We start from the raw sequence: 14591 nt of genomic DNA on the forward strand, positions 1-14591 counted from the left end.
GGCTACCGTGTGACCGAGATGTACCCCACCACCGCCTTCCCCCGCTTCCTGTCCCGCTCCCCCCGCCTGCTGGCTTCCGGCCTGCTCGCGCTGATGGCGCTGCTCGCGATCGCGACGCCCGCCGAGGCGACGCGCATCAAGGAGGTCGCCGCGGTCCAGGGCGTGCGCTCCAACCCGCTGACCGGCTACGGCCTGGTGGTGGGCCTGGACGGCACCGGCGACCAGACCACCCAGGCCCCCTTCACCGGCCAGAGCATGACGGCGATGCTGCAGCAGTTCGGCGTGCTGCTGCCGCCCGGCGTGACCATGCAGCCGCGCAACGTCGCGGCGGTGATGATCACCACCCAGCTTCCCCCGTTCGCGCAGCCCGGCCAGCCGCTGGACGTCGTCGTGTCGTCCATGGGCAATGCCAAGAGCCTGCGCGGCGGCACGCTGATCGCCACGCCGCTGCGCGGCGCCGACGGCCAGGTCTACGCGATCGCCCAGGGCAACCTGATCGTGGGCGGCGCCGGCGCCTCGGCGGGCGGCTCCAAGGTCCAGATCAACCACCTGAGCGCCGGCCGCATCCCCGGCGGCGCGCTGGTCGAGCGCAGCGTGCCCACGCCGCTGCAGCAGAACGAGTGGCTGCAGCTGGACCTGAACAGCTCCGACTTCGGCACCGCGCGCGCCGTCGCCAAGGCCATCAACAAGGCCAAGGGCGAAGGCACGGCGATGGCGCTGGACGGCCGCGTCGTCAAGGTGCGCGCGCCGCTGACGCCGGATGCCCGCGTCGCCTTCCTGGCCGACATGGAGAACCTGAGCTTCGACCAGGAGGCCCCGGCCGCGCGCATCGTGATCAACGCCCGCACCGGCTCGGTCGTCATGAACCAGGCGGTCACGCTGCAGCCCTGCGCGGTCGCGCACGGCAACCTGGCGGTGACCATCTCCAGCACGCCGCAGGTCAGCCAGCCCAATGCGCTCTCGGGCGGCCAGACCACGGTCACGCAAAAGACCGACATCTCCATCAAGCAGGACCCCGGCTCGCTGATCCAGCTGCCCGCGGGCGCGCGGCTGAACGACGTCGTCAAGGCGCTAAACACGCTGGGCGCCACGCCGCAGGACCTGCTGGCGATCCTCCAGGCGATGAAGACGGCCGGCGCGCTGAACGCCGAGCTGGAGGTGATCTGACATGGCGCTCTCCACCCCGCTGAGCAACGCCCTGGGCATGGGCGCGAACTTCGCCACCAACGGGCTGTCCTCGGACACCCGCTCCGTCGAGCAGCTCAAGTCCACCGCGTCGCGCGACCCCAAGGCCGCGGTCAAGGAGACCGCGCGCCAGTTCGAGGCCCTCTTCATGCAGGAGGTCATGAAGAGCATGCGCCAGGCCACGATGAGCAGCGGCATGATGGACAACTCGGCGACCCAGATGGGCGGCGAGATGCTGGACCAGCAGTACGCCGCCAAGATGACCGGCCTGCCCGGCGGCCTGTCGCAGGCGATCGAGCGCCACCTGCAGCGCCAGCTCGGCGTCAAGGACGGCGAGTTGCCCACGGCCAAGGGCGCGACCAAGGTCCAGCAGCTGCCGCAGCTGGCGGTCAAGAACGTGCAGCCGCATGTGCAGGACTTCATCCTCAAGCACGACGGCGCCGCCAAGGCCGCGCAGGCGTCCACCGGCATCCCGGCGAGCTTCATGATCGCGCAGGCGGCGCACGAGTCCGGCTGGGGCAAGCGCGAGATCCTGAACAAGGACGGCTCGAGCAGCTTCAACGTCTTCGGCATCAAGGCCGGCGCCAACTGGACCGGCAAGGTCGCCGAGGTGCAGACCACCGAGTACGTCGACGGCAAGCCGATGAAGGTGACGGCCAAGTTCCGCGCCTACGGCAGCTATGAAGAGGCCTTCAAGGACTACGCCCGCCTGATCGGCAACAACGACCGCTACCGCGACGTGGTGGCCAAGGCCAACACCGGCAGCGCCGAGGGTTTCGCCAAGGGCCTGCAGAAGGCCGGCTACGCCACCGACCCCGACTACGCGACCAAGCTGGCGCGCACCATCAACACCACGATGCGCGTGCAGCGCGCGCTGGCCTGATCGCGCGCCGCTGAGGACCAAGGAACGAGGAGCCCGAGATGAGTACCTCCCCGCTGCTGTCGCTGGGCATGCGCGCGATGTTCGCCAACCAGGCGGCGTTGCAGACCATCGGCCAGAACATCGCCAACGCGAACACCGCCGGCTACTCGCGCCAGGAAGTGGTGCTGACCACGCCCGAGGGCCAGTTCACCGGCGCGGGCTACTTCGGCAAGGGCGTGAACGTGCAGACGGTCACCCGCTCGCACAACGAGTTCCTGACCCGCGAGGCGGCGGCGGCCAAGTCGCAGGCCTTCGCCGACACGACCATGCAGTCCCAGCTCGGGCAGCTGGAGAAGCTCTTCCCCACCGGCGCGGACGGCCTGGGGCAGTCGGCCAATGATTTCCTGAACGCGCTGGTCGACGTGGCCAGCCGCCCGTCCGATCCGTCGGCCCGTCAGGTCGTGCTGGGCAAGGCGCAGGCGCTGGCCTCGCGTTTCCAGAGCGCCGGCCAGCAGCTGGCCGACCTGCAGGCCGGCGTCGTCAGCGACATGAACGCCGACGTCAAGCAGGTCAACGAGCTAGCCAAGCAGATCGCCGCGGCCAACGACCAGATCGCGCGCGCCTCCGGCAACAGCCACACGCCCAACGACCTGCTGGACAAGCGCGACCAGCTCATTTCGCAGCTCAGCCAGTACGTGCAGGTCAGCACCGTGCCCAATGCCCGCGACGGCACGATGGGCGTGTTCATCGGCGGCGGCCAGGTGCTGGTGCTGGGCGGCCAGGCGCAGCAGCTCTCGGTCACGCCCGACCCCTACGACGGCGCGCGCGCGCAGCTGTCCATCAGCGACACCAGCGGCACCCGCGCGCTGGACGACAGCACGCTGACCGGCGGCTCGCTGACGGCGCTGCTGCGTTACCAGAACACCCACCTGCAGGACGCCCGCAACCTGCTGGGCCAGATGGCGACCGCGGTCGCCACCCGCGTCAACGAGCAGCAGAGCCTGGGCCTGGACCTGAAGGCGCAGGCCGGCGGACCGCTGTTCACCATCGCCGATCCGGCGGTGCGGCCGGCGTCGACCAACCGCGGCGACGCCACCGTCAGCGCCACCGTCACCGACGGCGCGCTGGTGCCGGCGCTGTCGTTCACCGTCACGCCGGATCCGACCGGCACGCCCGACAGCTACCAGATCGCGGTGCGCCCCGGCGGCCAGCCCACGATCATGAGCAACGACCAGATCAAGGCAGCCTACGGCATCAGCCTGTCGACCACCGGCACGATGCAGCCGGGCGACAGCTTCCTGCTGGAGCCGGTGGCCAACGCGGCGGCCAGCTTCAAGCGCTCGCTCGACGATCCGTCGGGCCTGGCCGCGGCCTCGCCGATCATCGCCACCACCGACGTCAACAACAAGGGCACGGCCACCGTCGACGCGCTCTACGCGGTCAACGACAAGTTCGACAAGAGCAAGCAGCCGGCGACTGTCCAGTTCGGCAGCGTCAACGCCGACAACAGCATCAACTACACGATCACGCTGTCGGACAACACCTCGGTCAGCGGCACCTGGAAGGCCGGCGGCAAGATCGGCAACGATCCGGCGGCCGGCGTGGACCTGGGCTTCGAGCTGAGCCTGAACGGCGTGCCGCGCGAGGGCGACAAGATCGCGCTGCAGGTCTCCGACCAGGTGGTCTCGACCAACAACGGCAACGCCAAGGCCTTCGTCGCGATGCAGAGCGAGCCCTTCCTGGGCAAGCAGCTGCAGGCCGACGGCAAGCTCTCGCGCGGCCAGACCGTCAACGAGGCCTATGCGTCCGCGATCGCCGACATCGGCTCGCGGGTGCAGGGCGCGGACTACCTGGCGCAGGTCTCCACCACGGTGGCCTCCGCGGCGGAGCAGACCCGTTCCAGCCAGGCCGGCGTCAACCTCGACGAGGAAGCCGCCAAGCTGATGCAGTTCCAGCAGGGCTACCAGGCCGCCGCCAAGATGCTGCAGGCCGCGCAGAGCCTGTTCGACCAATTGCTGAGCGTCGTCGGCCGCTGACGCGGCGCACGACCCGTTTCCAGAAGGACGCCGCCATGCGACTCGCCACCAACAACATGTTCGACGCCAGCATCGCGACGCTGCAGCGCCGCCAGCAGGAGATGCAGGAGGCGCAGCAGCGCCTGACCAGCGGCAAGCGCGTCGAGAAGGCCAGCGACGACCCCACCGGCGCGGCGCGGGCCGAGCGCGCGCGCACCTCGATCGGGCAGGTCGACGCCAGCCAGCGCGCACTGGAGGCCAGCCGCAACAGCATGACGCTGGCCGAGAGCGCGCTGGGCGACGCCAACGAGCTGATGCAGCAGATCCGCGAGACGCTGGTCGCCGCCGGCAACGCCAGCTACAGCGACCCCGAGCGCAAGGGCCTGGCGACCAAGATCCAGGGCCTGCGCGACCAGCTGCTGGCCATCGCCAACCGCACCGACGGCGCGGGCGGCTACCTGTTCTCGGGCCAGGGCACCTCCGGCGTGCCCTTCCTGGACAACCCGGTCCAGCGCGACGCCAACGGCGCGCGCATCGGCGGCGGCGTGGGCTTCGAGGGCATCTCGGGCAGCGTCACCACCGGCAACCTCGAGAACTATCCGCTGAGCGTGGACGGCCGCGCCGCCTGGGAGCAGGCGCGCAGCGGCAACGGCAGCTTCGAGACCGGCCCCGCGCCCAACGTGCTGACCGGCCAGGCGTCCACCGGCTACATCGATTCGGGCCGCGTCACCGACCCGGCGCTGGTCACCGGCGACAGCTACAGCATCGTCATCAGCGGCACCGCGCCCTCGCAGACCTACACCGTCTTCAACGAAAGCCAGGGCCACGTGCCGGTGGCCAGCGACAACTACAGCGGCGGCAACACCATCAAGTTCGACGGCATGGCGATGACGGTCGCGGGCACGCCGTCCGACGGCGACAGCTTCAGCGTCAAGCCGTCGACGGCCGACCTCAAGCTCTTCGAGGTGCTGGACCGCACCATCGAGTCGCTCAAGACCACCGGCCGCACCGCGCCCGAGATCACGCAGAGCAACCTGATGAACCTGCGCGACGTGGATGCGGTCATGGGCAACCTGGCCAACGTGCGCAGCCAGGTCGGCGAGCAGATGAACAACCTGGACGGTTCCGAGTCGCGGCTGCAGACGCTCAAGGTTTACAACCAGGCTGAGCAATCTGCCGCAGAGGACCTGGACATGACCCAGGGCATTTCCGACTTCCAGAACCAGCAGACGGGCTACGATGCGGCGCTGAAAACCTACTCGATGGTGCAGCGCATGTCGCTGTTCCAGTACATCAACTCCTGATGCGCCGATCTGCATGAACTCGACACACGCCGTGCTGGGCCAAGTGGCCCTGGGCTACGCGCCCCTGGTTTCCAAGTCCTTCGACATCGAAGCCACACGCGTCACCGTGTTCGCGCTTCGCCCTGAGACCACGCCCGACGCGTCGGCCCTGCTGGCGGCGCTGGCCGAGGCCTTCCCGGCCAGGCCGGTGCTGCTGAACGTGGCGCACGAGGGGCTGCTCAAGGGCCTGCTGGCCGCGGCCCTGCCCGGCAACATGAAGGTCGAGGTGCCGGCCTTCCTGCTGTCCGATGCCGACCTGGCCGCGCAGGCCCAGGTGCGGGGCGCGCTGCTCAAGGGTCGCTCGGACGCGGCCGGCTTCAAGCAGCTGGTGCTGGACCTGCAGGAGCTGGGCGGCGGTCCGCTGCCGGCCGGCAAGTCGGTGCTGGTCTCGGGCGCGCGCAGCGCGGCCGACTTCAAGCAGGCGCTGGACGGCGGCGCCGCCGGCGTGCTGGGCTGGACCGTGCACGGCGAATTCGAGGCCCCGGCCGTCCCGGCCACCCGCAGCGACGGCCAGGCCGACCTGCAGGTGATCGTGGAGCTGATGTCGCGGGTCGACCAGGGCGAGGATGTCGAGCGCCTGGAGCAGACGCTCAAGCGCGACCCCAGCCTGGCCTTCAAGCTGCTGCGCTACATGAATTCGGCGGCCTTCGGCCTGTCGGTCGAGGTGTCGTCCTTCCGTCACGCGATCATGCTGCTGGGTTATGCGCGGCTGCGCCGCTGGCTGGCGCTGCTGCTGGCCACGGCCAGCAAGGACCACGCGATGCGCCCGGTGATGTTCGGCGCGCTGCGCCGCGGCCTGGTGATGGAGGAGCTGGCCAAGAGCATGACCGACTCCGAGGTGCGGGACGAGATGTTCATCTGCGGCCTGTTCTCGCTGCTGGACCACATGCTGAAGCAGCCGTTCGAGAAGCTGCTGCAGTCCATCCCGGTGCCGGAGCGGGTGCGCCAGGCGCTGGTCGACCAGACCGGGCCGTACCACGGCTACCTGCAGCTGGTGCAGGCGATCGAGAACGAGTCGGTGCTGGACGTGCGCGACGCGCTCGACACGCTGATGCTGGGTCCCGACGAAGTCAACCACGCCGTGCTGCGCGCGCTGCACAAGGCGGCGCAGCTCGAGTGACGACAGCTGCGGGGTGAGGGAGCTCCCACCCTCACCCCCGCCCTCTCCCGCCCTGCGGGAGAGGGAGTGCACAGGGTCGCCCCCTCGTCCGCTTGCGGGCGAGCATGCACAGAGCCGGCCCCCTCGCACACCCTGCGGGAGAGGGAGTGCGCACGGCTGGCTGCCCCCGTTTTGCTCCCTCGCCCGCTTGCGGGAGAGGGCGGGGGTGAGGGTCTTCTAAACTCGCCCCGTGTCGCCCCAACTCCCCCTCGCCTCCCCCGACCTCGACGCCCTGCGCGCGCTGCTCACGGCGCGCGGGCAGGACGTGCCCGGCCTGCTCGCCGGGCTCTGGGACGGCCCCTGGCCCGCCTTCGTGCTCGACGCCAAGGGCCAGGTCCTGCTCACCAACGCGCAGCTGCAGGGCCTGATGGGCGAGGTCTCGCTCCAGGGCCAGCGCCTGCTGCCCAGCGGCATGGCGCAGGAGCTGCGCCTGGTCGACGACCAGGGCCGCGAGCACCTGCTGCAGGCCTGGGTGCATCCGCTCGAGGGCGGCCTGGGCCTGGCGCTGCTCCAGGACCACAGCACCGAACTGGCCGCGCGCGAACGCGCCGAGCGCATGCAGTCGGAGATCGACCAGTGGCTGGACCTGTGCCCGCTGCCGGCGCTGATGCATGACGACCAGGGCCTGCTGCTGCGCTTCAACGCCGCGTTCACCGCGCTGTGCCGGCGCCTGAGCCCGCAGATGCCGATCAGCCTGCACGAGCTGCCCCCCGAGTGGCGCGACTTGCTGCATGCCAAGGCGCCCGAGTCGGGCCAGGAATCCCATCGCAACGCCCTGCTGGCGCCGCCCGGCGACCGCCGGCGCTGGATCCGCGTGCGCGCGCGACGCTTGAGCGGCCCGTGGTCGCGCCCGCGCACGCTGGTGATGCTGGAGGACCGCAGCGCCGAACAGGACCTGGAGCTCGCGCAGCAGCAACTGCAGACGCTGATGGACACGGCCGGTGTCGGCCTGGCGACCTTCCAGCCGGAAGCCGGCTGGTCGCGGCCGGGCACCGGCGCGCCGCCGTCCTCATCCGGCGAAGACACCCCGAAACAGGCGCCCTCGCTGCAGGGCGTCAACCGCGAGATGGTCGAGCCCGACTCGCGCGCCGAATACGAGAAGCTGCAGCTCGCGCTCAAGCAGGCCACGCCGACGGTGGCGCGCTACGCGGTGCGGCACCCTGAGCACGGGCTGCGCTGGCTGATGACCCGCGTGGAGATCGGCCAGCTGGCTTCCGGCCAGAAAACGACCTCGGTGCTGACCGTCGACATCACCGACCACCAGCAGGCGCAGGAACGCAACGAGCTGCTGCAGCACTCCCTCCAGCTGCAGACCGAGCGCGAACGCGCGGTGCTGGACTCGGTGCTGGTGGGCATCGTGACGGTGGGCCGGCACGGGATCGAGTGGATGAACCGCTCGGCGCGGCGCATGTTCGGCGGTGACCTGCCGGAATTCGCCGGCCAGCCGATCAGCAGCGTCGCGACCGAAGCGCCCGACCATCCGTTCCGCCAGACGCATTACCTGGACGACCTGCCCGAGGGCCAGGCCGAGACCTTCGAATGCCGCGTCGTCGCGCGCGACGGCCGCGAGTTCTGGGTGGTCGGCAACGCGGTGGCGACGATGGGGCCGGACGGCTCGCGGCAGCTGACCTATGCGCTGCTGGACATCGAGCGCCGCCGCCAGGCCGAGGCGCAGAGCCTGCAGGCGCAGGCCTCGCTGCACCGGATCATCGAGGCCGCGCCGATCGCCATCAGCCTGCACGACGCCCGCACGCTGCAGGTGCGCCAGATCAACCAGGCGGCCGCGGCGCTGGCCGGCCGGCCCGAGGAGGAGCTGCTGGGCGCGAGCCTGGAGGCGCTCTTCGGCGGCGGCGACGAGGTCGAGACGATCCGCGCCGACATGGAGTTCGCGCTGCAGAGCAGCGAGGTGCTGCAGCGCGAATACCGGCTGACGGTGCGCGGGCAGGCGCGGATCTGGGATGCGCGGCTGCTGCACCTGGCCGGCGTCAACGACGCCAGCGGCGAGCTCGAGCCGGAGCAGCTGCTGCTGGTCGCCAGCGACGTGACGCAGCAGCGCGCGCAGGAGGCGGCCCGGCTGGAGGCGGCGATCGCGCAGCGCGAGCTGCTGGTGCGCGAGGTCCACCACCGCATCAAGAACAACCTCCAGGGCGTGGCCGGCCTGCTGCAGCAGATCGCGGCGCGGCGCCCGGAGGTCAAGGCGGTGATCAACGAGGCGGTCGGCCAGGTCCAGGCGATCGCGCAGGTCTACGGGCTGCAGGTCGGCATGTCGGGTCCGCTGCGCCTGCGCAAGGTGGTCGAGGCGGTGATGGGCTCGGTGCAGCGGATGTCGGGCCGGGAGATCCTGGTCGAGGTCGACGGCGCGATGGCCGAGCAGTCGCACCGCTGGGGCCTGCCCGAGGCCGAGGCCATCCCGATCGCGCTGACGCTCAACGAGCTGTTCACCAACGCGGTCAAGCATGGCGGCGACGCGCCGGTGCGCTGCGAGCTGCGCTTCGATCCGGAACAGGTGGTGCTGCGCATCGTCAACACCGGGCGGCTGCCGCCGGGCTTCGACCTGGCGCAGGTGCGGGGCGGCGTCTCCGGCCTGGGCCTGGTGCGCGCGCTGCTGCCGCGCCGCAGCGCGCTGCTGGGCCTGACGCAGGACGGCGAGCAGGTGGTGTGCGAGCTCAGTCTGTGGCCGCCGGGGGTGCAGCTGCTCGAGGCCTTGTGACGACTCGCAACCGGGCCAGCCCGCCGCGCGGGGCATGCGCGGCATTTCGGTGACAATCCCCGGTCACCCCTCGGGGATGCCTTGGATTCGGGAGCAGCGTGGACAGCGTGAGCAAGGACGTGGGCGCGAGCGGCAAGGGCCGCATCCTGGTCGTGGACGACGACCGGCTGGTGCTCGCCACCTTGACGCATGGCCTGGCCCAGGCCGGTTATGAGGTCCTGGACGCCGACAACGGCGACGACGCCATCCTCATCGCCAGACAGCACCGCCCCGACCTCGCCCTGCTCGACATCCGCATGGAAGGCATGACCGGCTTCGACGTGGCCGGCTACCTGCGCGACTACCTGCAGCTGCCCTTCATGTTCCTCTCGGCCTTCGCCGACGAGGCCACCGTCGCCAAGGTCAAGGAACTGGGCGCGCTGGCCTACCTGGTCAAGCCGCTGGACATCCACCAGATCGTCCCCGCCGTGGAAGCCGCCTTCGCCAACCGGCCCGCCCGCGCCGACGCGGCGCCGCCCGCACCGGCGCTGGAGCCGGCCTCGGCGTTGGCCGTGGTCGAGGCCATGGCGCTGGGCGTGCTGATGCACCGCTATTCGTTGACCCGCGCGCAGGCGCTGGCGCGACTGGAGCGCATGGCCGCCGAGCAGCGCATCGAACTCGGCGAGCAGGCGCGCCGCGTCGTCGAGGCGGTCGAGCAGCTCGCGCTCGGCAGTTGATGGTCTTCGGACCGCCGCGCGGCCCGCGACGCAAGCGCGCGGACCGGTCTCAGCTCGGCAAGGTGAAGTAGAAGCGGGCACCCTGCCCGACTTCGGATTCGGCCCAGATGTCGCCGCCGTGCCGGCGCACGATGCGCCGCGCCGAGGCCAGGCCCACGCCGGTGCCCTGGAAGTCGCTCGCGCTGTGCAGGCGCTGGAAGACGCCGAACAGGCGGTCCGCGAAACGCATGTCGAAGCCGGCGCCGTTGTCGCTGACGGCGAAGACGCGCTCGCCCTGGCGCTGCTCGGCCTCGAAGCGGATCACCGCATGCTCGCGCTTGCCGCTGTACTTCCACGCGTTGCCCAGCAGGTTCTCCAGCACCATGCGCAGCAGCGTCGGATCGCCCTGCACCCGCAGGCCGGGCTGCACCTCGACCTCGACCTCGCGCCCCGGCGACGCGCGGCGCAGTTCGTCCACCACCTGCCCGGCCAGCAGCGACAGGTCCACCGTCTCATGCCGCAGCGCCTGCGAGGACAGGTGGGACAGGGCCAGCAGCGAGTCGATCATGCTCTGCATGCGCGCCGAGGCGCCCAGCACGCGATCGAGGTGGTCGTTGCCGGCGCGGTCCAGCAGCCGGCCGTAGTCTTCCTTGAGGATGCGGGTGAAGCCCTCGACCACGCGCAGCGGCGCGCGCAGGTCGTGCGACACCGTGTAGCTGAACGAGGCCTGGTCCGCGCGCGCCTGCTCCGCGGCCTGCATCGCCAGCGCCGCGGGCACCGTCTCCGCCGCGCCCTGCGGCCACAGGCTCAGCAGCGTGCCGCCGCCATGCGGCAGCGCCGTCAGGCACAGCCACCAGGCACCGCAGGCGCTGCCCGACTGCAGGTCCGGCTGCGCCAGCGCCTGGCGCAGTTCCTCGGGCAGGCGTTCCTCGCAGGCGCGCCAGAGCTGGCCTCGCGCCTCCGAGCCACCCATCATCTGCAGGGCCGCGTCGTTGACATCGATCAGGCGGGTCGAGGCGCCATCGTCGCCGCTGAGCAGCCAGGCGGGACCGGGCAGGGCCTGGAGCCAGTCGGTGGCGCCCGGGCCCGGCGCGGTGGCCGCGGCGGTGTCGGTGTCGACCGCCGGCGGCGCCTCGTCCAGCGCCCGGGCCGCGCCCAGGAAGCCGGCGAAGCGGCCGGCAGCATCGGTCGTCGCCTGCGCGCGGAGTTCCCAGCGCCGTCCCTGGGCGTCGACGACGCGCAGCCCTTCAAAGGAGTGACCCGGCTCGACCCGGGCGCGAACGTCCTGCGGCACGCCGTCCGCGCCATCCGCGCCGGCCAGCGGCTCGAAGCGCTCCCACAGCCGCTGCGTCACCGCGCCGTTCACCGCCGTGCCGGCCCAGCTCGACGCCGGCGCGCCGGTCGACGCCTGCCAGCGCACCAGGTGATGCTGCGCGTCGGTCTGCCAGAGCCAGTCGGGCTGCAGCTGCGTCAGCGCCTGGGCCTGCTGGCGGCTCTCGCGCAGCAGCTCGCCGAATTGGGCGCGCGCCAAGCGCACCGCGAGGTGCCAGGTCAGCGCGGCGACGAAGATCATCAGCGCCGCGCCCGCCATCACGGCGGTCAGCACCAGGCCGGGGCCCGACGGCTCGAGGTTCAACGCCAGCAGCAGGAGCAGGGCCACGACCGCCAGCCCCAAGGCCAGCGCGGCACCCTTCCATGGCCGACGACGAGCGGCGGCGTCCCCCAACCTGTTCATGCGGGCCATTGTATGTAGGCCTCACCAGCCACTCACCGAGGATTCACCATCGCACCATCCCGGCGCGGAGGCGCCGACGCCACACCGGACCCGGGACTTACCCCGAGCGACAGCCCCAAGAACACCAGAATTGACGGCTTTTTCCCACGACTCCATCCTCCTGGTGAACGACAATGGCCCGCAACTCCGCGTGGAACGTCCATGCGGCGCCATGATCAGAAGATGTCACCGGACCACGCCACGACCATGCCCTCCCGGACTCAGCCCGAACCCGCCGTGCTGGACGACCAGGCCCTCGCCCGTCTGCGCGAGCTGGACCCGGAGGGCGTGAACCATCTGCTGGAGCGTGTCGTGGCCGCCTTCCTGAAATCGCTGGACCAGCAGGAGCAGGTGCTCGCGCAGGGCCGCGACGCGCCGCGCGACCTCAACGGCCTGCGCCACGTGGCGCACACGCTGAAATCCGCCGCGGCCAGCCTGGGCGCCGCGGTGCTGTCCCAGCGCTGCGCCGAGATCGAAGGCCTGGCCCGCGCCGGGCATGAGGACGGCCTGGCCGACCTGATCGGCACCGCCCTGGACGACATCGCCGCCGCCCGGCTGGCGATGCAGCAACTGGTGCAAGCCCAGCGATGAGCCGCGTCGTGAAGGAAGGCGAACTGATCGAACGGCCACGCGTCCTGCTGGTCGACGACGACCCGGTCAACCTGATGCTGATCGAGGCCGCGCTGCAGGAACACGGCTTCGAGGTCACCGCGCTGACCGGCGGCCAGCAGGCGCTGCAGTCGGTGACCCAGTGGACGCCCGAGCTCATCGTGCTGGACGCGCTGATGCCCGACCTGGACGGCTTCGAGACCTGCGAGCGCCTGCGCGCCCTGCCCGGCTTCGAGAACGCGCCGATCCTGATGCTGACCGGCCTCGATGACGAGGCCTCCATCAACCGCGCCTACCAGGCCGGCGCGACCGACTTCTTCGTCAAGTCCACGCAGTGGCGGCTGCTGGCCGGCCGGCTGCGCTACATGCTGCGCAGCTCGCGCACCCGCCAGGAACTGGAGCGCAGCAAGTCCAAGCTGGCGCGCGCGCAGGACCTGGCCCGCATGGGCAGCTTCGAGTGGCAGACCGGCCACGGCTTCAAGCTGGCCAACGAGGCGCTGCGCGTCTTCGGCCGCGGGCCGGCCGATCCGCTGGACTTCATCGGCGTGATGCGCATGGTGCCGCGCGAGGAGCGGCTGCTGTTCATGCGGCTGCTGCGCGATGTCGTGGCCCACAACTCGGTCCTGGTGACCGACCTCCCCTTCACGCTGCTGGACGGCCGCAAGCGCGTCATCCACATCGAGGCCGAGCCCGAGTTCAACGAGCACGGCAACGCCTGCGGCTACACCGGCGTCATCCAGGACGTGACCGACCGCCGCATGGCGGAGGACCGCATCCGCGAGCTGGCCAACTTCGACGCGCTCACCGGCCTGCCCAACCGCCGCCAGCTGATGTGGCGCGCCGAGCGCGCCATCGAGGCCGGCCGACGCATGGGCCATGAGGTCGGCCTGCTGCTGATCGACCTGGACCGCTTCAAGGTCATCAACGACACGCTGGGCCACGCCGCCGGCGACGACCTGCTGATGGAAGTCGGCCGCCGCCTGCGCTCCTGCGTGCGCCACAGCGACCAGGTCATGGAAGGCATGCTGGAGTCGGTCGGCACCCGCTCGCACCGCACGCTGGAGGCGGTCGGCCGCCTGGGCGGCGACGAGTTCGTGGCGCTGCTGCCAGAGGTCGGCGACGAGGGCGATGCCGAGCGCGTCGCCGACCGGGTGCTGGACGCGCTGCGCGAGCCGATCTTCATCGCCGGCCAGGAGTGCTTCGTGACCGCGTCGGTCGGCATCGCGCTCTACCCGCGCGACGGCCTGACCATGGCCGACCTGCTGCGCAACGCCGACGTGGCCATGTACGCGGTCAAGAACCAGGGCCGCAATGCCTCGGCGCTGTATTCGCCGATGCTGGCGGGCCGCGGCCGCGAGAAGCTGGAGCTCGAATCCGCGCTGCACAAGGCGATCGAGCGCGACGAGCTGGTGCTGCATTACCAGCCCAAGATCGACGTGCGCACCGCCCGCATGGTCGGCGCCGAGGCGCTGATGCGCTGGCGGCGCGGCAACCAGTTGGTGCCGCCCGGCGAGTTCATCCCGCTGGCCGAGGAAACCGGCCTGATCGTGCCGCTGTCCGAGTGGGCGCTGCGCGAGGCCGCGCGCCAGGCCAAGGTCTGGCAGCTGAATTTCGGCTTCAGCGAATCGATCGCGGTGAATCTGCCCAACCGGCTGTTCGAGCGCTCGGACCTGGTCGAGCACATCCATCAATTCGTCAGCCAGTGGGGCGTGCCGCACCGCGCGATCCAGCTCGAGATCACCGAGACCGGCCTGATGAAGGACCTGCAGAGCGTCATCCCGTCGCTGCACCGGCTCAACGAGGTCGGCGTCGAGATCTCGATCGACGACTTCGGCACCGGCTACTCCTCGCTGGCCTACCTGACGACGCTGCCGATCTCGGAAGTGAAGATCGACCGCAGCTTCGTGCGCGACCTGGGCATCACGCCGCAGAGTTCCGCCGTGGTGACCGCGATCATCGCGCTGGCCCGCTCGCTGGGCCTGCAGGTGATCGCCGAGGGCGTCGAGACGCTGCGCCAGATGGAAGTGCTGCGCCGGCTCGATTGCAGCCTGATGCAGGGTTTCCTGTTCAGCAAGCCGCTGCCGCCCGACGAGCTCGAGCGCTGGCTGGCGCAGACGGTGCTGCCGCGCAAGGCGCCCTGGATCCTGCCGACCACCGAGGTCGGCGACGAAAGCCCGATGCGCTGATCCGGTCGCGTGCCGCGAGCCGCCAGCGCCCTCCCCCGTTTCACCGAGCCCCG

10 protein-coding genes are annotated in these 14591 nt (G+C 70.9%); 9 read left to right on the plus strand and 1 reads right to left on the minus strand.

From position 1 onward, the window contains the following. The first annotated feature begins 18 nt into the window (after positions 1-18). The 7 genes from ACTJKJ_RS04865 to ACTJKJ_RS04895 all read left to right on the plus strand — a co-directional run bounded on the left by ACTJKJ_RS04865 (position 19) and on the right by ACTJKJ_RS04895 (position 9990). Positions 19-1167 (plus strand): flagellar basal body P-ring protein FlgI, encoded by a 1149-nt coding sequence (locus tag ACTJKJ_RS04865; protein ID WP_440819736.1) that lies wholly within the window; start codon positions 19-21, stop codon positions 1165-1167. Position 1168: 1 nt separating this feature from the next. Then, positions 1169-2068, plus strand: coding sequence for a flagellar assembly peptidoglycan hydrolase FlgJ (flgJ, locus tag ACTJKJ_RS04870; RefSeq protein ID WP_091722488.1), 900 nt, complete (start codon positions 1169-1171; stop codon positions 2066-2068). A gap of 38 nt (positions 2069-2106) precedes the next feature. Continuing rightward, positions 2107-4083 (plus strand): flagellar hook-associated protein FlgK, encoded by a 1977-nt coding sequence (flgK, locus tag ACTJKJ_RS04875; RefSeq protein ID WP_440819737.1) that lies wholly within the window; start codon positions 2107-2109, stop codon positions 4081-4083. A 35-nt stretch (positions 4084-4118) separates the two neighbouring features. Beyond that, positions 4119-5366 (plus strand): flagellar hook-associated protein FlgL, encoded by a 1248-nt coding sequence (gene flgL, locus ACTJKJ_RS04880; protein WP_440819738.1) that lies wholly within the window; start codon positions 4119-4121, stop codon positions 5364-5366. 13 nt (positions 5367-5379) lie between these two features. After that, positions 5380-6525: an EAL and HDOD domain-containing protein gene (locus tag ACTJKJ_RS04885; protein ID WP_440819739.1), complete on the plus strand. Its 1146-nt coding sequence runs from the start codon at positions 5380-5382 to the stop codon at positions 6523-6525. 229 nt (positions 6526-6754) lie between these two features. After that, positions 6755-9274, plus strand: coding sequence for a sensor histidine kinase (locus ACTJKJ_RS04890; protein WP_440819740.1), 2520 nt, complete (start codon positions 6755-6757; stop codon positions 9272-9274). 98 nt (positions 9275-9372) lie between these two features. Then, positions 9373-9990 (plus strand): response regulator, encoded by a 618-nt coding sequence (locus ACTJKJ_RS04895; protein ID WP_254783200.1) that lies wholly within the window; start codon positions 9373-9375, stop codon positions 9988-9990. A gap of 49 nt (positions 9991-10039) precedes the next feature. On the opposite strand, the gene ACTJKJ_RS04900 is transcribed toward ACTJKJ_RS04895, so the two are convergent. Continuing rightward, positions 10040-11704 (minus strand): sensor histidine kinase, encoded by a 1665-nt coding sequence (locus tag ACTJKJ_RS04900; protein ID WP_440819741.1) that lies wholly within the window; start codon positions 11702-11704, stop codon positions 10040-10042. Positions 11705-11950: 246 nt separating this feature from the next. On the opposite strand from ACTJKJ_RS04900, the gene ACTJKJ_RS04905 reads away from it, so the two are divergent. Both ACTJKJ_RS04905 and ACTJKJ_RS04910 read left to right on the plus strand, forming a co-directional pair. Beyond that, positions 11951-12334 (plus strand): Hpt domain-containing protein, encoded by a 384-nt coding sequence (locus ACTJKJ_RS04905; protein WP_343603928.1) that lies wholly within the window; start codon positions 11951-11953, stop codon positions 12332-12334. Beyond that, positions 12331-14538, plus strand: a complete 2208-nt coding sequence (locus tag ACTJKJ_RS04910) for a putative bifunctional diguanylate cyclase/phosphodiesterase (RefSeq protein WP_440819742.1) — start codon at positions 12331-12333, stop codon at positions 14536-14538. The genes ACTJKJ_RS04905 and ACTJKJ_RS04910 overlap by 4 nt, the downstream gene beginning before the upstream one ends. Positions 14539-14591 lie beyond the last annotated feature (53 nt).

Source organism: Roseateles sp. 22389 (assembly GCF_052044995.1).
Lineage (GTDB): Bacteria > Pseudomonadota > Gammaproteobacteria > Burkholderiales > Burkholderiaceae_C > Roseateles.

Bases quoted from the DNA above. Each gene is read 5' to 3' on its own strand.
- flgJ (WP_091722488.1), top strand. From the start codon at position 1,169: ATGGCGCTCTCCACCCCGCTGAGCAACGCCCTGGGCATGGGCGCGAAC.
- ACTJKJ_RS04900 (WP_440819741.1), bottom strand. From the start codon at position 11,704: ATGAACAGGTTGGGGGACGCCGCCGCTCGTCGTCGGCCATGGAAGGGT.
- ACTJKJ_RS04905 (WP_343603928.1), top strand. From the start codon at position 11,951: ATGCCCTCCCGGACTCAGCCCGAACCCGCCGTGCTGGACGACCAGGCC.
- ACTJKJ_RS04885 (WP_440819739.1), top strand. From the start codon at position 5,380: ATGAACTCGACACACGCCGTGCTGGGCCAAGTGGCCCTGGGCTACGCG.
- ACTJKJ_RS04910 (WP_440819742.1), top strand. From the start codon at position 12,331: ATGAGCCGCGTCGTGAAGGAAGGCGAACTGATCGAACGGCCACGCGTC.
- flgK (WP_440819737.1), top strand. From the start codon at position 2,107: ATGAGTACCTCCCCGCTGCTGTCGCTGGGCATGCGCGCGATGTTCGCC.
- ACTJKJ_RS04865 (WP_440819736.1), top strand. From the start codon at position 19: ATGTACCCCACCACCGCCTTCCCCCGCTTCCTGTCCCGCTCCCCCCGC.
- flgL (WP_440819738.1), top strand. From the start codon at position 4,119: ATGCGACTCGCCACCAACAACATGTTCGACGCCAGCATCGCGACGCTG.